General features: G+C 37.5%; 17 protein-coding genes. 14 read left to right on the top strand and 3 right to left on the bottom strand.

The annotated features are described in order from the left end of the window. The first annotated feature begins 4 nt into the window (after window positions 1-4). From V7D82_RS04150 to V7D82_RS04105, 10 genes are all read left to right on the top strand, one after another. Entirely contained in the window at window positions 5-1,510 is a 1,506-nt protein-coding gene (locus V7D82_RS04150) for a RagB/SusD family nutrient uptake outer membrane protein (RefSeq protein ID WP_333599710.1), read from the top strand. An 11-nt stretch (window positions 1,511-1,521) separates the two neighbouring features. After that, window positions 1,522-2,634 carry a hypothetical protein gene (locus V7D82_RS04145; RefSeq protein WP_333599709.1) on the top strand — a complete coding sequence of 371 codons (1,113 nt, stop codon included), beginning with the start codon at window positions 1,522-1,524 and terminating at the stop codon, window positions 2,632-2,634. 8 nt (window positions 2,635-2,642) lie between these two features. Next, on the top strand, window positions 2,643-3,593 hold the full coding sequence (locus tag V7D82_RS04140) for a hypothetical protein (protein WP_333599708.1): 951 nt from the start codon (window positions 2,643-2,645) through the stop codon (window positions 3,591-3,593). 84 nt (window positions 3,594-3,677) lie between these two features. After that, complete coding sequence (locus V7D82_RS04135; RefSeq protein ID WP_333599707.1) at window positions 3,678-4,751, top strand: glycoside hydrolase family 16 protein; 1,074 nt, start codon at window positions 3,678-3,680, stop codon at window positions 4,749-4,751. Between the two features lie 100 nt (window positions 4,752-4,851). Continuing rightward, entirely contained in the window at window positions 4,852-6,294 is a 1,443-nt protein-coding gene (locus V7D82_RS04130) for a glycoside hydrolase family 30 protein (protein ID WP_333599706.1), read from the top strand. 21 nt (window positions 6,295-6,315) lie between these two features. Then, window positions 6,316-7,770, top strand: coding sequence for a glycoside hydrolase family 30 protein (locus tag V7D82_RS04125; RefSeq protein WP_333599705.1), 1,455 nt, complete (start codon window positions 6,316-6,318; stop codon window positions 7,768-7,770). Window positions 7,771-7,789: 19 nt separating this feature from the next. Beyond that, the gene (locus V7D82_RS04120) at window positions 7,790-9,574 is read left to right on the top strand and encodes a cellulase family glycosylhydrolase (protein ID WP_333599704.1); all 1,785 of its coding nucleotides are present in this window, start codon (window positions 7,790-7,792) and stop codon (window positions 9,572-9,574) included. A 9-nt stretch (window positions 9,575-9,583) separates the two neighbouring features. Further along, window positions 9,584-11,806, top strand: a complete 2,223-nt coding sequence (gene bglX / locus V7D82_RS04115; protein ID WP_333599703.1) for a beta-glucosidase BglX — start codon at window positions 9,584-9,586, stop codon at window positions 11,804-11,806. A gap of 12 nt (window positions 11,807-11,818) precedes the next feature. Next, complete coding sequence (locus V7D82_RS04110; RefSeq protein ID WP_333599702.1) at window positions 11,819-12,580, top strand: glycoside hydrolase family 16 protein; 762 nt, start codon at window positions 11,819-11,821, stop codon at window positions 12,578-12,580. A 174-nt stretch (window positions 12,581-12,754) separates the two neighbouring features. Continuing rightward, on the top strand, window positions 12,755-13,342 hold the full coding sequence (locus tag V7D82_RS04105; protein WP_333599701.1) for an RNA polymerase sigma factor: 588 nt from the start codon (window positions 12,755-12,757) through the stop codon (window positions 13,340-13,342). Between the two features lie 218 nt (window positions 13,343-13,560). On the opposite strand, the gene V7D82_RS04100 is transcribed toward V7D82_RS04105, so the two are convergent. Next, complete coding sequence (locus tag V7D82_RS04100) at window positions 13,561-14,220, bottom strand: endonuclease III domain-containing protein (RefSeq protein WP_333599700.1); 660 nt, start codon at window positions 14,218-14,220, stop codon at window positions 13,561-13,563. Between the two features lie 48 nt (window positions 14,221-14,268). Between V7D82_RS04100 and bcp the strand changes: the two genes are divergently transcribed. Continuing rightward, window positions 14,269-14,721: a thioredoxin-dependent thiol peroxidase gene (gene bcp, locus V7D82_RS04095; protein WP_333599699.1), complete on the top strand. Its 453-nt coding sequence runs from the start codon at window positions 14,269-14,271 to the stop codon at window positions 14,719-14,721. A 52-nt stretch (window positions 14,722-14,773) separates the two neighbouring features. Here the strand turns inward: bcp and V7D82_RS04090 are convergent, their stop codons facing one another. Then, window positions 14,774-16,240: a TonB-dependent receptor gene (locus V7D82_RS04090; RefSeq protein ID WP_442902378.1), complete on the bottom strand. Its 1,467-nt coding sequence runs from the start codon at window positions 16,238-16,240 to the stop codon at window positions 14,774-14,776. Window positions 16,241-16,366: 126 nt separating this feature from the next. Between V7D82_RS04090 and V7D82_RS04085 the strand changes: the two genes are divergently transcribed. The 3 genes from V7D82_RS04085 to V7D82_RS04075 are packed head-to-tail and all read left to right on the top strand — an operon-like array spanning window position 16,367 to window position 18,139. Next, complete coding sequence (locus tag V7D82_RS04085) at window positions 16,367-17,134, top strand: MBL fold metallo-hydrolase (RefSeq protein ID WP_333599721.1); 768 nt, start codon at window positions 16,367-16,369, stop codon at window positions 17,132-17,134. 4 nt (window positions 17,135-17,138) lie between these two features. Then, entirely contained in the window at window positions 17,139-17,630 is a 492-nt protein-coding gene (locus tag V7D82_RS04080) for a hypothetical protein (protein ID WP_333599698.1), read from the top strand. 20 nt (window positions 17,631-17,650) lie between these two features. Further along, a complete protein-coding gene (locus V7D82_RS04075; protein WP_333599697.1) occupies window positions 17,651-18,139 on the top strand; it encodes a hypothetical protein in 489 nt (162 codons plus the stop codon). Between the two features lie 35 nt (window positions 18,140-18,174). Here V7D82_RS04075 and V7D82_RS04070 read toward each other — a convergent pair whose 3' ends face one another. Further along, window positions 18,175-18,813: an alpha/beta hydrolase gene (locus tag V7D82_RS04070; RefSeq protein WP_333599696.1), complete on the bottom strand. Its 639-nt coding sequence runs from the start codon at window positions 18,811-18,813 to the stop codon at window positions 18,175-18,177. Window positions 18,814-18,815: the final 2 nt, after the last annotated feature.

The following is an 18,815-nucleotide window of genomic DNA, read 5'->3' as shown; positions in this document are numbered from 1 at the left end:
TATTATGATACAAAAAATAAAATTTTTAACGATTGCCGCAGTAATTGGAATTACTGCAGTATCATGTAGTAGTGATTTTCTTGATGTAAACCCGGAAGGTTTGCCTTTGGAAGCTAATTACTATCAGAACGAAGCCGAAGCTAAAGCCGGATTAATATCGGTATATGATATGATGCGAAAAAACTCAGGTGGTTTTGAAAACATGATCACTATGTTTAATGCGGGTTCTGATGATCAGTTAGCCGGAGGTGGTAGTTCATCCGATGGTGCTGGTATTCAATCTTTTTCAAATTATACAATCAATACGAATACCATTCCGGATAGTTTTTGGAGCGATTATTACAGAGGGATCTACAGAGCCAATGTATTGTTAACCAAATTACCAGCTGTTCCTATGGACGATGCTGTTAGAGCAAGATTCACGGCAGAAACTAAAGCACTCAGAGCTTATTACTATTTTAACTTAGTTAGAATGTTTAAAAATGTTCCGCTAATCCTGACTCCTCTGGGGACATCAGAATTTTATGGAGTAACACAAGCTACACCGGAAGCCGTTTATGCCCAAATTGAACTTGATTTAACAGAAGCTATTCCAGATTTACCGGGAACAGTCACAGCCTCTACGGATGGCGGTCGTTTTACCAAAGGAGCTGCTCAATCAGTTTTGGGTAAAGTATATCTGTATGAAGGTAAAAATGCATTGGCGGCAGCTCAATTTCAGGAAGTAAATGGTACACCTGGTGCTACCAATCAATATGGTAACCATTTGTTGACTAATTATAATGACTTATGGGTAGTTTCTAATAAATTCAATACAGAATCAATTCTTGAAGTTTCCCACTCAAGCCAAAATTCATATTGGGGAATTTGGGGCGGAAATGCTGACGAAGGCAATACAGTAAATGTTATGGCCGGACCAAGAAGTTATGTTAAAGTAGACAATTTAGCGCCAGACTTACCTTCAGGTTGGAGTTTCAATGTCTTTACAGAAGACTTCCACACTTTTATGCAAGGTGATCCAAGATTTGATGCTACCATATTAGACCTGGAAGCTTTAAAACAGGCAGGACACGCTGATTATATTGGCGGATATCAAGACACAGGCTATTTCCTTAACAAATTTATCCCAAGACAATCAGATGTTTATTCTGGTGGTGGGGATGCTGTTTTGAATTACCATCAAAATACTTATGCTATCCGTTTGGCCGATACATATTTAATGGAAGCAGAAGCCCTTGGCGGAACAGGAGCAAGAGCTCAGGCACTACTTGATGCCGTTAGAGCAAGAGTTGGTTTAGCAGCAGTTCCGGTTTCTTTAAATGCCATTAAAGATGAGAGAAGAAGAGAGTTAGCTGGTGAAGGACACCGATGGTTTGATTTAGTACGTTGGGGTGATGCTCCTACTAAATTAGCCAGTAGAGGATTTGTTGCTGGTAAAAATGAAATTTTGCCAATTCCAACCCGAGAGTTACAAGGCACTCAATTAGTTCAAAATCCTGGTTATAATTAAAATTGAATACTATGAAAAAAATAATTTTAAGTTTTGCAATTCTTTCGTTATTAGCCACCACAGGCTGTAGTACACCAGATGGAATTGATTCCGATTTGTCGTCATTGAGTTCAGCTAATGCCTCAAATTTTGATAAGATATTTGATGTTAGCACTGATAACTCCGGATTAGTAAAAATTACTCCTATCGGAGAAGGTGTTTCGAAGTCTATGGTTACATTAGGTCAAGGGTCAACGGATCCGATTACAGTATATCCGGGTGGATTTACATCTCATAATTATCCGGAAGGAAATTATACCGTAACCATTGTTTCTTATGATATTGCCGGGAATCAAACTTCTAATGACTATCCATTGCAAATAGTTTATGTAGCACCAACTAATATTAATGCCACACAAAATTTTGCAGGAACTACATTAACATTAACGGCTACGGCTACTAATGCAAATGGAATCTTAGTTACATGGGGTGATGGTGGTGCCAATGAAACGCCAACCACAATGTCGGGTTCACTTGGCGAAACTTTCTCAGCACCGGCTCACACCTATGCACCGGGAGTATATACCCTTACGGTTACGGCCTTAAGTGGTGGCGCCGCTACAACTACAACTACATATCCTATAACAGTTTATGCACCGTTTTCACTTCCAATTACGTATGAAAGTGCTATACAAAACTATAGCATTGGCGGAACTTTTGGAGGCGTTGGTGTAGCTAAAGTAGCTAACCCTTTCCCGGGTGGGATTAATACAAGTGCCAATGTTTGGAAATATACCAAACCAACCGGTGCTGCATCCTGGAGCGGAACATGGACTCCATTAGCATCGCCAAACGGAACTCCAATCAACATTGATAATGGCAGTAAAATCAAAGTGATGGTTTATTCGACCGAAGTGGGTAAGATGCTGAATGTTGAATTAGAACAAGGGAGTAATGGTGTTTCTAATAAAATCCTGAAAGTAGCCTCAACGGTTGCTAATCAATGGGAAGAATTGGTTTTCGATTTCGGAACTCTTGGAATTCCGGCCGGAACAACTTTTGGCCAACAGGTATTCCGCTATAATGATTCCAGTGATGGAACCGGTGAAGTTATTTATATAGATAATGTTACACAATCAAATTAAAAAATATTATGAAAAACAATTTTAAATATTTGTCAGTACTTTTCATTTTTGCATCATCCCTTTTTGTTGGATGTCAGAAAGATGATTACTCCTTGGGAGATTTGACGGCTCCAACCAATTTGGTCATTGATGCTCAAATTGTTGGACAAAACGCATCTAATCCTAACGGAGATGGCTCTGGAAAAGTAGATATTACGGCCACAGCGGATAATGCCTTAGCATTCAAAGTTGGTTATAATGATGTGTCAGATTTGTCAACTCCGGTTGAATACGTAAGCTTACCGGCAGGTGTAGCTACTAAAAAATTCACTTCACTTGGGCTACATACTTACAGAATAACAGTCGTTGCCTATGGAAAAGGAGGAACTTCAACTACGATGACTAAAGATGTTGAAGTAGTTAGTAATTTCACACCAGATGCTGCCATTGTTACCAATTTAACCAATGATTCTTCTAAAGCTTGGATTGTAGACAAAAGCGTTCCGGGACATATGGGAGTAGGGCCATGGGTTGGAGCTTCTAGTCCAATTTGGTGGACAGCTGCCATCAATGAAAAAGAAGTTTGCTGTAATTGCTTTTACACAGCTACATTTACTTTTACAAAAGTAGTAGCATCTAATTCTTTCACATTACAAGTAGCCACTCCTGATGGTGCCTTTACAAAAACAGGTTCATTAGCTGGTATACCAGGAATCCCGGCTTCGGGTGACGAAGGATGTTATAGCTATGGTGGCGCGAGTTCTGCATTTTCATTCATTCCGGCTAGTTCCGGGATAGATGCTGCAACTCCATCAACACAAACTAGTATTCTTTTATCAGGAAGCAGCACATTCATAGGGTATGGCGCTACATTAAAAGAATATGAGATAATGGCAATTACGCCAACTTATATGTACTTGAGAGTTCAGGGAACTGAAACAGGTAATGCTTGGTATCTTAAATTGAAACCAGCACCATAAATAAATTTAAAAAAGCCACAGGAATTGTTCAGAATTCCTGTGGCTTTATTTTTTACCAATTAACCAACAAATACCACCATTATTTTGAAATACAATCATCAATCGAAAACATTTGGTTTATATACACTAGTATTCTTCTTAATTATCTTTTCTTTCAGTAATTGTAGTGGAGGAGGAGGCGATAGCAGCGATCCAACTACACCAACTAATTTAATTGTTAATTCTGAAATAATTGGTGTCACAGCTTCCAATCCAAACGGAGACGGAACCGGTGTCGTTAATTTTAGTGTTTCGGCAGATAATGCCACTTCCTATAAAATTTTAATAGAAGGCAATACCATAAATTCTACTACAGGAATATTCAGTTATACGTTTACACAAATGGGAACCAATCCTTATACCATTTATGTGTCAGCTTATAATGGTTCCAAATTTATTTCAACTTCCAAAGTGATTACGGTTTATGTAACACCAACATTGGCTTGGGCTGATGAATTTAATGTTGCCGGTGCTCCGGATAGTTCCAAATGGGGCTATGAAATCGGAGCCGGAGGCTGGGGCAATAATGAACAACAATATTATACCAGCAGACCCGAAAATGTCATTGTTGAAAATGGTGTTTTAAAAATTAAAGCGATTAAAGAACTATATAACGGAAGCAATTATACTTCCGCCAGAATTACAACCAAAAGTAAGTTTACACTCCAATACGGAAGGGTAGACATCAGAGCTAAACTTCCTGCAGGAGCTGGTACCTGGCCGGCACTTTGGATGCTTGGAGCTAATTATGAAACCAGTGCTTGGCCTGCTTGTGGTGAAATAGACATTATGGAACACGTAGGGAATAATCTCAACAAAATCTATGGTACTTTACATCATCCCGGACACTCTGGTGCCAATGGTGATGGTTCAACAGTTACCATTGCAAACGCAACAACCGAATTTCATGTTTATTCTTTGGAATGGTCGTCTACTATTATTAAATTTTATGTGGACAATGTCCCATTTTACTCTTTTAATAATAGTAGCGGAGTTCCATTTAATCATCCCTTTTTCTTTATTTTCAATTGTGCCATGGGCGGAAACTTTGGAGGAACTATTGATCCCAATTTTACCTCAGCCACACTTGAAGTTGATTACGTTCATGTTTATCATTAATATATTTTATTTAGGTTATTAGTAAGTTCATCAATAGCTTCTATAAGCAAACCAATAGAAGCTATGATGAATTTTTTTTCAAAAAAACAAACCCAATTCAATGCTAACACAAAAAAATATACAATCACTCTTTTTTGCCTCACTACTTGGAGTACTTACCGGATGTGCCCAATCATCGGATGGTTCCACTCCAACTCCCAATCCTACACCTACTACAAATGATGTTGATTTTTGGCTAACGAAAGCTAATGGCACCGTTAAACTCGAAAAACAAACGACCACTCTAGGATTCAATACAACTACTAATATTTATCCCAACATTGAAGTAAATGACACTCAATTATTTCAAAGTGTTGACGGATTTGGGTACACCTTAACCGGCGGAAGTGCTCAAGCTATCAATCAATTAGGAACTTCAAAAAAAGACGAATTATTGCAAGAGCTTTTTGGTTCTTCCGCAACGGCTATTTCAGTAAGTTATCTAAGAATCAGTATTGGTGCTTCTGATTTGAACAGTACTGTTTTTTCTTATGACGACATGCCAACTGGACAGACAGATGTTAATTTAACTAACTTTAGTTTAACTGCTGACAGTCAGCTAATTCAATTATTAAAAGATATTTTATTAATTAATCCAAATATAAAAATTATGGCCGCCCCTTGGTCGCCTCCGGTTTGGATGAAAGATAATAACAGCTCCATAGGCGGTAGTTTACAGCCACAGTATTATGGTGTTTATGCACAATATTTTGTGAAATACATTCAGGCTATGCAAGCCCAAGGAATCCATATTGATGCTATAACACCCCAAAATGAACCGCTAAATCCTTATAATAATCCCAGTTTATTGATGCTGGCATCACAACAAACGGATTTTATTAAAAACAATTTAGGACCAGCTTTTCAAGCAGCCGGTTTAACAACTAAAATAGTCGCTTACGATCACAATTGTGATAAACCGGACTATCCGACCACGGTTTTATCAGATGCTACTGCCAATTCATTTGTTGATGGTTCCGCTTTCCATCTGTATGCTGGAGATATTTCGGCTTTGACAACAGTTCACAATGCTTTTCCAACTAAAAACTTATACTTCACCGAACAGTACACGGCTTCCACCGGAAGTTTTGATGGCGATTTGAAATGGCATATCAAAAATGTGGTCATAGGTTCTATGCGCAATTGGAGTAAAACTGCTTTAGAATGGAATTTAGCCAATGATGCTTCATTTGGACCACACACCAGCGGCGGCTGTACTACTTGCAAAGGTGCTATAACCATAACGGGAAGCTTTAGTTATGAACGAAATGTGGGTTATTATATTATTGCTCATGCTTCAAAGTTTGTACCTGCCGGGTCAGTCAGAATTGCCTCAACCCAATTAGGAAATTTAAACACAGTAGCTTTCAAAACACCAGCCGGTAAAAAAGTTCTATTGGCTGAAAACGATGGAGGATCACCAATAGTTTTTAATATCAAGTACAATGGTAAATGGGTGTCTGCTTCCTTAGAGGCGGGTTCTGTAGGAACTTTTGTTTGGTAAGAAATTAAAACATGATGTAAGATGAAAAAAGTAACAATATTATTTTTAATACTTTCTTTAGCTGGATTCGCTCAGCAAAATAAGAAATCAAAACCACTGCCATTTTCCACTAAAAACCGGATGGTAACGGTCTATACTTCTGCCGACAGTACCAATTTGCGTTTGTCAAAAACGGATAATTTACAGTTTCAGGAATTAAAACAACCGCTGGAAACACAAACCTGCATTTTTGTTAATCCTAATAAGAAGTATCAAACTTTTTTAGGCATCGGTGGAGCTATAACAGATGCCAGTGCTGAAGTATTTGCTCAATTACCAGTGGCGAAACAACAAGAGTTTCTGAATGCCTATTATTCAAAAGACAAAGGAATTGGTTATACTTTGTTGCGTACCAACATGAACAGCTGTGACTTCAGTTCGGATACATATACGTATATCGAAAATGGCGATAAAGATTTGAAAACCTTCAATATAGATCACGACAAACAATTTAGATTGCCACTAATCAAAAAAGCTCTGACTGCCATTGGAAAGGATGCTACGCTTTATATCAGTCCGTGGTCGCCACCGGCTTTTATGAAAGACAACAATGATATGCTTCACGGCGGAAAATTGTTGCCAGAGTATCACCAGGCTTGGGCTAATTATTATGTGAAATATATTAATGCCTTGCAAAAAGAAGGTATTCCGGTTTGGGGATTAACCATTCAAAATGAACCGATGGCTAAACAACGTTGGGAATCCTGTATTTTCTCTGCGGCTGATGAACGAGATTTTCTTAAAAATTACCTTGGACCCACATTAAAAAAATCAGGTCTTGGCGATAAAAAAATTACAGTTTGGGATCACAACAGAGATTTGTTGTTACAGCGAGCCAATACTATTTTGGAAGATGCTGAAGCCGCAAAATACGTTTGGGGAATAGGTTTTCATTGGTATGAAAGCTGGAGCGGTAGCGAACAAATGTATGAGAATGTAGGCAAAGTGAACGAAATGTATCCATCCAAAAGTCTAATGTTTACCGAAGGCTGTGTTGAAAGTTTTGACGCCAAAAAATACCAACTCTGGAAAAACGGAGAGCGTTACGGAAAATCCATGATAAACGATTTCAATAACGGAACGGTTGCCTGGACAGATTGGAATATTTTATTAGACCAAAACGGTGGTCCCAACCACGTTCAAAATTTCTGTTTTGCCCCTATTCACGGAGATACTAAAACCGGAGAACTAATTTATACACCATCGTATTATTTTATTGGTCATTTCTCAAAATTTATCGCTAAAGGCGCAAAAAGAATTAGTAGTGCAGCCAGTAGAAGTCAATTGCTGACAACTTCCTTTATCAATCCTGATGGAAAAGTGGTTACGGTCGTTATGAATCAAAGCAACTTAAAAATCACTTACAACTTATGTATCGGAAACACCGCTACCGAAGTAACTATTCTGCCTAATGCCATCCAGACATTAGTTTATTAACAAACCCAAACCTACCTAAATGAATCGTTCAACTTTCAAACCGTTACCAATAAAAAGCTGCAGTGTACTTTTTTTATTGGTAGCATCAATGACAGCCTACAGTCAAGGTTTTTTGCACCGCGACGGACAAAAGATTGTTGATGGCAATGGAAATAATGTGCTCTTGCGGGGTCTTGGCATTGGTGGATTAATGGTTCAGGAAGGCTACATGCTCAAAACCGCTGATTTTGCCGGGCCACAATACCAAATCAAACAAAAAATCACCGACTTAATCGGTGAGACAAATGCAGAGGAATTCTATAAAGCTTATAAAAAAAACGGCCTTACGAAACGGGATGTAGATTCGTTAGCCGCTTGGGGATTCAATTCCATTCGGTTACCAATGCATTACAATTTATACACTTTGCCGATTGAAAAAGAAGCAACTGCTGGTGAAAATACTTGGTTGGAAGAAGGATTCACAATGACGGATAATCTTTTAAGTTGGTGCGAAGCCAATAAGATGTATTTGATACTTGATCTTCATGCTGCACCGGGTGGCCAAGGAAAAGACGCTAATATTTCGGATGCTGATGCCTCAAAACCATCGCTTTGGGAAAGTACCGTTAATCAGGATAAGATGGTTGCCTTTTGGAAAAAAATGGCCAATCATTACAAAGACAAACCCTGGATTGGAGGTTATGATATTATCAATGAGCCCAACTGGAATTTTTCGGGTACCAATCAAAATGGGTGCGATGAGACCAAAAATGAGCCTTTGAGAGCTTTGCAAATCAGAATTACTAAAGCCATCAGAGAAGTTGATCCCAATCATTTGATTGTTATTGAAGGCAACTGCTGGGGCAATAACTATAAAGGAATGTTCCCACTTTGGGATGAAAACATAGCGCTGAGTTTTCACAAATATTGGAATTACAATGATGTGGCCAGTATCCAACAAATGCTGGATTACCGAAAAGAACAAAATGTTCCGATTTGGCTAGGCGAAAGTGGCGAAAATTCGAATGTTTGGTTCAAAGACGCCATCAGTTTAATGGAATCCAACAATATCGGTTGGGCTTTTTGGCCCATGAAAAAAATAGATAATATAGCCGGCGTAACTTCTGTAAAAGAAACCGAAGGGTATAAAAAGCTTCTGAAATATTGGAAAACGGGGAAAGATAAACCCTCAGTTGAAGAAGCCAAAGCTATATTGATGCAAATGGCAGAAAACTACAAATTGGAAAATGTTATCATAAAGCACGACGTTATTGATGCCATGTTCCGTCAAGTACAAAATGCTGAAACGTTGCCATTCAAAAAACATGTATTACCTGGAAAAGTATTTGCTTCGGAATATGATTTAGGAACAGTTAATCAGGCCTATTTTGATAAAGATGTGGCTAATTATTGGGTAGCCAATGGAAAACATACCGAATGGAATAGCGGCAATCAAATGCGAAATGATGGAGTTGATATTCAAAAATGTAATGATAAAATCAGTAACGGATATGCTGTAAGTTATATAGAAGCAGGCGAGTGGCTGCAGTATACTTTTGATTTGGCAGAGGCTAAAACATTTGAAGCGCTCATTCGTTATTCTAATAAGACAGCAGGAGGGAAGTTGTATTTGACGGACGAGAAAGGAAATAAGTTATCAACGGAAATTACACTTCCAAGCTCCGGTGGAAATGCGGTATGGAAAACAGTATCCTTAAATACAATTACCCTAAAAAAAGGAATAAACAAGGTTAGAATTTACTTCGAAAAAGGAAATTTCAACCTCAATTATATTGAATTTAAAACACCCCAAACTAAAAAATAGCAGTAGAATATGAAGAATATAATTGCCATAGTATTTTTAACCTCATCTTTTTTAGGCTTTTCTCAGCAAAAAACAATTGACCAAAAAGTGGATGCTCTGCTGAAAAAGATGACTTTGGAAGAAAAGATAGGACAACTCAATCAGTATTCCGGTGACAATACAATTACCGGTCCGTTAACGATTAATCCTAACAAACAAGAAGAAATCAAAGCCGGAAAAATTGGGTCCATGCTTAATATCATTGGGTACCAATACACTCGGCAATACCAAGAGTTGGCAATGCAATCGCGTTTGAAAATTCCTTTGCTATTCGGACTGGATGTGATTCACGGACACAAAACTACCTTTCCAATTCCATTGGGCGAAGCTGCCAGTTGGGACTTATCGGCTATGGAACTTTCGGCAAGAATAGCTGCAACGGAAGCAGCCGCATCTGGGATTCATTGGACGTTTGCGCCTATGGTAGATATTTCACGCGATCCAAGATGGGGAAGAGTGATGGAAGGAGCTGGTGAGGATACTTATTTAGGTTCCAAAATTGCTTATGCCCGAGTAAAAGGATTCCAAGGGAATAAGCTAGGCGATTTGAATTCGGTGATGGCTTGTGCCAAACATTTTGCAGCCTATGGACTCGCTGTTGGTGGTCGAGAGTACAACTCAGTGGATTTGAGTGACAGAATGTTGTGGGAAACTTATTTACCACCATTCAAAGCAGCGGTTGATGCGGGAGCTGCCACTTTTATGAATTCGTTTAATGATATCAATGGCATTCCGGCCACGGCAAATAAGTACATTCAGCGCGACATTTTAAAAGGAAAATGGAAGTTCTCGGGGTTTGTGGTCTCCGATTGGGGTTCCATTGGCGAAATGATTGCACACGGCTACTGTAAGGATGGTAAAGAAGCCGCTCAAAAAGCCATCATGGCCGGTAATGACATGGATATGGAAAGCAACGCGTATCGCAATAATTTGGCACAATTAGTCAAAGAAAATAAAGTACCGATAGCTACTGTTGACGAAGCGGTAAAACGCATTCTTAAAAAGAAATTCGAATTGGGATTGTTTGATGATCCTTTCAAATATTGCAATAAAGAAAGACAAGAAACAGAATTAAACAATCCTGAACATACCAAAATTGCCCGTGAAGTGGCAGCAAAAAGTATAGTACTGCTTAAAAATGAACAGCATGTTTTACCACTTTCGAAAGAAACCAAAACGATTGCTTTTATCGGACCAATGGTGAAATTAAAAAGAGCCAATCACGGTTTTTGGGCGGTGGATTTAAAGGATGTTGATTCGACTTACATCGTTTCGCAATGGGAAGGTCTGGAAAATAAAGTAGGCAAAACAACTAAATTACTTTATGCCAAAGGTTGTGGTGTAGAAGACAAAAGTAAAGCTGGTTTTCAGGAAGCGATTGATGTGGCTAACCAAGCCGATGTGGTTGTTTTAAGCATTGGAGAGCGTTGGAATATGAGTGGTGAAGCCAAAAGCCGCAGCAATATTCATTTGCCTGGTATCCAAGAAGATTTGATTAAAGAACTGCAAAAAACCGGAAAACCAATTGTGATTTTGATAAATGCTGGAAGACCATTAATTTTCAACTGGACAGCCGATAATATGCCAACGATAGTCTATACCTGGTGGTTGGGTTCCGAAGCCGGAAATGCCATTGCAGATGTGTTGTTTGGCGATTACAATCCTTCGGGCAAGTTACCGATGTCGTTTCCGAGAGAAGAAGGGCAGATTCCGATTTATTACAATCATTTCAGCACGGGAAGGCCATCTATTAATGAAGACAAAATTTACAAATCAGCTTATATCGATTTGCCTAATACCCCTAAGTTTCCTTTTGGTTATGGTTTGAGTTATACGACTTTTGAGTATTCAAATTTGAAATTATCCAAATCAAAAATGAAACCGAATGAAACAATTCAAGTAACTTTAGATATCACCAATACCGGTAAATACGCCGGAGAAGAAGTGGTTCAATTGTATCTTCAGGATAAGTTTGGTTCCGTTGTCAGACCAATTGAGGAACTGAAAGATTTCCAAAAAATAAAACTGACCGCTGGCGAAACCAAAACAATTAAGTTTGTCATTGACAATCAAAAGTTAGCTTTTTACAATCAAAAGCTTGAGTTCAAATCTGAACCTGGCGATTTTAATCTAATGATTGGTTCTTCGTCGGCTGATATTCGTTTAAACAGTACTTTTGAATTAATTCCTTAGTTATATTTTAAAATGAAAAAACTTGTAGCATTACTGTTGTTAAGCTCTGCCTTTTGTATAGCGCAAAAGGAAAAACGCAAATTGGTTTGGGAAGAAAATTTCAATGGGAAGCAATTGGATGAAAAGGTCTGGAATTTCGAATTGGGTAATGGTTGCCCAAACAATTGTGGTTGGGGAAATAATGAAAAACAAGTTTATACCAATACCAATCAAGTGCTTAAAGACGGTAACCTGGTTATTACAATTAAGAAAGAAGGAGATCAGTACACTTCAACCAGAATAACTACAGCCGGGAAAAAAGAATTTCAATATGGCCGAATGGAAGCCAGAGCTAAACTGCCAATAGGCAAAGGAATTTGGCCGGCATATTGGATGTTAGGTTCTAATATCAGCAGAGTAGGTTGGCCCAAAAGCGGTGAAATAGACATTTTAGAATATGTAGGGAGAGACCCTCACACCGTTTACACTTCCATACATACCGAAGCCAGTCACGGAAATACAATTAATACCAAGAAAACAGTTTTTCCAAAGATAGAAGACGGGTATCATGTTTATGCCATCGACTGGACAAAAGACAAAATCGAGTTTTTTGTAGATGATGTTTCCGTATACACTTTTCAGCCGAAAGATAAGAATGAAGATACCTGGCCATTCAATCAGCCATTTTTCTTTATCGTGAATGTAGCCGTTGGAGGAAATTTCGGAGGTCATGATGTAGATGACAGTATTTTTCCACAAGAATATAGTATCGATTATATCAGAGTCTATCAGTAGTAAGGTAACTCATTGAATCTTATTTTGTTAATTTTTGAAAATAAATTTGTTTATTTGTTTAAAATTATGTTAAATTTGGTTCATAAATAATTCACAAATAAAAATTAGCCTATAGCAAACCATTACTTTTTAGATTAAAAACTCTCTTTTTAACCCTTACTAAAAGGTAATATTATGGCTAAATCCCAACTTCCTGATGCTCTATTAGTAGACAAGTACATTGCTGGCGATGAAAACGCTTTGGCAATATTAATTAATAGGCACCAATCCAAAATTTACGGTTATATCTATTCGAAGGTTTCGGATAGAGATGTTACGGAAGATATTTTCCAGGAAACATTCTTTAAAGTAATCCACACACTCAAAACCAAGAAATACTATAATGAAGAAGGTAAATTTCTGTCATGGGTTTTGCGTATTGCCAGTAATTTAATTATTGACAAATTCAGAAATGATAAAAAAATGCCATTGAATCGCGATACGGATGAATTATTGATTTTTTCAAGAATTACTGATAACTCTCCGAATATCGAAAAAAGTTTGATCAAAGAACAAATAGAAATTGATTTAAAAAACATCATTGAAGAATTGCCGCATGACCAAAAAGAAGTAATTATGATGCGTTATTTTTTAGACATGAGCTTCAAAGAAATAGCTGATTTCACTGGTGTTAGCGTTAATACTTCGCTAGGAAGAATGCGTTATGCCATAACTAATTTGAGAAAAGTGATTGAAAAAAATAAAATTTATTTGCCTTCTTAAACAATAAAAAGTAAAATATTGCGTTATTATATAAACAAAATCAAACTTGATTATTTATATGGCAAAACTTTACTCTAAAAGAAAATTAGCAACTAAAAAAATGTTACCAAAAAAAGAAACAATACGTTTAATACTTCAATATTCTTGTGCATTGAATATTATCAAAGTAGGCAACATGAACTTCGAATCTATTGCTAATTAAGAAACATCCCGATAATTTATCGGGATGTTTTTTTATAATATTCATCCAAAACGGATTTTCTGCCAATGGTTTTGGTTATCGGATCCTTTTCTAAATCCCAGCCACGAGCCGGAGAATATTCTCTTCCATACCAAATAATCTGCAGATGCAACTCATTCCACAGTGCTCTCGGAAAAATAGCTTTGGCATCTTTTTCAGTTTGTTGTACATTTTTGCCATTGGTTAAATTCCAGCGATACATTAGTCGGTGGATATGAGTGTCTACGGGAAAGGCCGGAACTCCGAATGCCTGTGACATTACTACACTGGCTGTTTTATGACCAACGGCTGGTAATTCCTCCAAAGCTTCGAAACTTTGTGGCACTTGACCGTTGTGCTTTTCGATTAAAATTTGTGACAAACCAAAAATCCCTTTGGACTTCATCGGCGATAAACCACACGGACGGATAATTTCCTTAATTTCCTCAACGGAAAGTTTAATCATATCATACGGGTTATCCGCTTTGGCAAAAAGCAAAGGTGTAATCTGATTGACGCGAACATCAGTACATTGTGCCGAAAGCAATACGGCAATCAGTAATGTATAAGGGTCTTTGTGGTCAAGCGGAATCGGGATTTGTGGATAGAATTCTTTTAACGTATTTATAACAAATGTTGCACGTTCTTGTTTGGTCATTTTAGTTTAAATTTGAATGTAAATTTATAAAACTTATACATCAAAAATATGACAACACTACAAAAAGGCGATAAAGCACCTCAATTCTCAGGAACAGATCAGGACGGAAACCTTCATGCACTTGCAGATTATAAAGGAAAGAAATTGGTTGTTTTCTTTTATCCCAAAGCTGACACACCCGGATGCACGGCTGAAGCTTGTGATTTGAGAGATAATTTTGAGCGATTTAAAGCTAACAACTATGCTTTGCTGGGCGTTAGTGCTGATAGTGCCAAAGCGCAAGCCAAATTCAAAACTAAGTTTGATTTTCCTTTTCCGTTACTGGCTGATGAAGATAAATCGGTTATCAATGCTTTTGGTGTTTGGGGACCAAAGAAATTTATGGGAAGAGAGTATGATGGTATTCACCGAACCACATTTGTAATCAACGAGGAAGGGATCATTGATGAAGTGATTTCAGATGTTAAGACCAAAGCCCACGCAGCGCAGATTTTGAAATAGTATCAAACAAAAAAGCCAAGAAGTACTCTTGGCTTTTTTACTTTTATTTTGTTTATGCGTTTTGTAACACATTATTTGGGTTGTAACCAAAGAGTTGGTGAAGCTTAATAATTTCAGCGATACCTTCGGGTAATAATTTTTCCCAACCTGGTGTTCCTGAACTAATCATTTTCAGTACTTCTCTGGAGAAAATTTTCAAGTGTTCTTTATCAAAATCAGTAATGTCAACCACTTTTCCGTTGTAGGCGAAGAATTTGTACAATTCTTTCATACGCGGATGTACTTTTAAGTTTTGAGAATTTATGATTTCTCCATTTTCATCTTCCATCGGATACAGGAATACTTTTAAATCACGGTAGAATAATTTACCGAAAGCTTCCAAGATCCCACCACTCAAATGGCGATAGTATTTTTCGTCAAAAATATCAATTAGGTTGTTCACTCCCATAGCCAATCCCATACGCGCTTTGGTATAGCTGGAGAAATATTCTACCACTTTATAATATTCCTGGAAGTTAGAAATCATTACCGTTTGTCCAAGTGAACAAAGTAATTCGGCTCTGTCCATAAAATCTCTTTCGTCAATTTCACCTTCCGAGCGAAGATTTGATAATGTGATTTCAAAGATTACCAAAGCATTGTCCTTTTCTACTTTGTTTTCCTCAAGGAACATTTTTAATGATTTCTCATACATGTCCATATTTACTTGAGTAACCGGGCGGAAACTTCCTCGGAGTGCTAAGATATTTTTCTTGTATAGAATAGAAGCAGGCAGTATGTTTTTTCCATCAGGGCCAAACATCACCGCATCGGTCATGCCGTTTTTAACCAATTGCAAACTCATCAAACGATTGTCAACATTAGCAAAACGAGGTCCTGAGAAGTTAATGGTATCAATTTCTAATTGGTCTTTATCTAAATGGTCGTAGAGATAGCGCAACAATTTTTTAGGATCATTATACTTGTAATAGGCTCCATAAATTAGATTTACGCCTAATATTCCCAAGGTTTCTTGTTGTAATCTTGCATCGGTTTCTTTGAAACGAATGTGCAGTGTGATTTCATTATAATCTTCATCCGGTTCTACTTGGTATTTTATTCCAACCCAACCATGACCTTTGAATTGCTTAGCAAAATCAATAGTGGCTACAGTATTGGCATAACTGAAGAAAATTTTATTAGGATGTTTGTCTCTTTTTAAACGCTGTTCAATCAAATCCACTTCATGCGTAAGCATTTGTTTTAAACGGCTTTCCGTTACATAACGACCATCATCTTCAATTCCATAAATAGCATCACTAAAATCTTTGTCATAAGCCGACATTGCTTTTGCGATTGTTCCCGAAGATCCACCGGCTCTGAAAAAATGTCTTACGGTTTCTTGTCCGGCGCCAATTTCTGCAAACGTTCCGTAAATGTTTTCATTCAGGTTTATTCGCAAAGCCTTATCTTTGATAGCAGGAATCTGTTCAATGGCTTTATCGCCTTTCAATTTAATAATAGAAACAATATTGTCCATAGTAGTTTATATACTTTGCAAAGTTAGTAAAATAGCTATTTTATAAAAAGATAATTAAGTCTATTTTTGTAATTAATTCCTTTTAAAGTCAGACTTCAAAATTATTATATCAAAAACCGTGCTATGATGCAAGTTTATTTTCTCGGTACCGGAACATCTCAAGGCATTCCAGTGATTGGAAGTACTCATCCTGTGTGCAAAAGCTCCGATTTGAAAGACAAGCGGTTACGGGTATCGGTTTGGATAACCTGGGATGATAATTCCATCGTTATTGATTGCGGCCCTGATTTTAGGCAGCAAATGTTGACCTCGGATTGTCCTAAACTAGATGCCATACTCTTCACCCACGAGCATTCCGATCATACAGCCGGATTGGACGATATACGGCCGTTTTTCTTTCGTCAAAAAAAGGATATTCCTATTTATGCTCATTTACGGGTTTTAGAGAACTTGCGCCTTCGATTTGGCTATATTTTTGAAACCGAAAACAAATATCCGGGCGCTCCCGGCGTGGAAACATTTGAAGTAAAGAACAATGAAGATTTTGAAATTGGCTCCACCAAAATCATTCCGATTGATGTAAATCATGGGGATCTTCCCGTTTTGGGTTATCGCATACAGGATTTTGTATATTTAACGGATGTAAAATTTATTGCAAATTCTGAAATTGAAAAACTCAAAGGTGCAAAAGTATTGGTTGTGAATGCCTTGCGCGAGGAACCACATCATTCACATTTTAGTTTGCAGGATGCGTTAGATTTTATACATTTGGTACAGCCGGAAAGAGCTTATCTGACGCATATCAGCCATCTTTTGGGTTTTCATGAAGAAGTTCAAAAACGATTACCGCCGAATGTTTTTTTGGCTTATGATAATTTAAAAATTACTTTATAACAGTATGAAAAAAGCATTATTTCTCTATCTTTTTATCATTGCCTTGTTGATGAATATTTTCACGTATAAATATTTTTCCTCCAAAGATGGCAGTGAATTAAAGACATTGACAGAAAGAAACAAAAAGCTAACTGACAGTATTGCGCATTTGTCTGATAAAATGTACGATGAGAATTATTTTGCTCTAGAAAACAATAACAGGGCGCAGAATTATTTGAATCAAAATGATTTGCCCGCTTTTGCTGAAAAAGTAAAACAAGCTTTGTTGGCTTATAACGACAGCAAAGAAGGAAATGTTTATACCGGTCAAATCAAAATGGGAGAGCAAAAATTTATCATCAACAAGTTAAAGATTTTAAACCATCGATGGATTATTGCTGACTACAGTAATGGCGTTCTTTGGGGCGAGGTGATGCTAAAATATTTTGTGAATGATGATCAAACAATTTCTTTTGAAATCATGGATACTTATTTATATCCAAAAGAATTAAATTAGCCATTTATACCTAGTAGCAGATGAAAAAAATAATTACACTTTTTGTATTGGTCTTAGCGGTTTATTCCTGTAAGCTAACGGATCAAAAGGAAGAGGAAACGGAAGCTGGAAAACCTAACGCAACCGCCAAAGATTCAACAGTTGTTAACGATAAAGATGAAAACGGTTGTTTGGCATCAGCAGGATATATTTGGTCAAAAGTCAATAAAGAATGCGTAAAAGGGTTTTCCGGAATTCAATTGAATCCGATGGATAAACCGGATAATGAAGATGAAACGCTGAGCGCTTATGTACTTTTTAGTGAAGATGCCAAACAGGCAGAAGTTTTCCTGCCTAATGATACAACATCAATCGTTTTATCAAGAAGCGCTGAAGGGAAGCCTTGGATTTTTAAAGATTGGCAATTGGTTCCCTGGAAAGGATATGTCTTGAAAAAAGGAGCTGAAAGTAAGTTTGCCGGTGATGGTGAAATAGGAAAAAAAGTAACGGAAACAGATACCGAACAATAATAAAAAAGGTCTTGAATTTCAAGACCTTTTTTGTTTTATAATGCTAACCAATTTTTAAAATCAAAGAAGTTTTGTGGTGCTACGCCGTGGCCAACAGGATATTCTTTATAAACAATGTTAATCCCTAACTTTTCAATCACGGGAATGGATTTGCGGGCCCATTCTACCGGAATTACCTGGTCAACCGTTCCGTGCGAGGCAAAGATTCTTAAAGTACTTAAGTCATTTTCAGCAAAATCATCCACAGCGATTTCGGTATTTAAATAACCGCTCATGGCTACAACACGTTGCACTTTTTCCGGGTAAGATAAAGCCACAGCATAACTCAAAATACAACCCTGACTGAAGCCAATCAGCGTTACTTTTTTCGCATCAATAGGATAATTAGCCACTAATTCATCAATAAAATTGGCGATGATATCCCGCGACGCTCTGGCCTGTCCAATATCGGAAAACTTGTTTTCATCCGCATCAAAATTGATGGCGTACCACGCATAGCTACCATACATCATATCATAAGGAGCACGAGCTGAAATCACGAAATACTCATCGGGTAATTCATTGGCAAACGAAAACAAATCTTCTTCGTTACTGCCATATCCGTGAAGCAATAGGAGTAAAGGGTTTTTGTCTTTTTTTATTTTGGGTTCTCTGACTAAGTGATAAAGTGTCATAT

Origin of the sequence: Flavobacterium sp. (assembly GCF_036741995.1) — a bacterium.
In the GTDB taxonomy this organism is placed as follows: Bacteria; Bacteroidota; Bacteroidia; order Flavobacteriales; family Flavobacteriaceae; genus Flavobacterium.
Note: the sequence above shows the minus strand (reverse complement) of the source record. Positions and strands in the feature narration are given on the sequence as shown.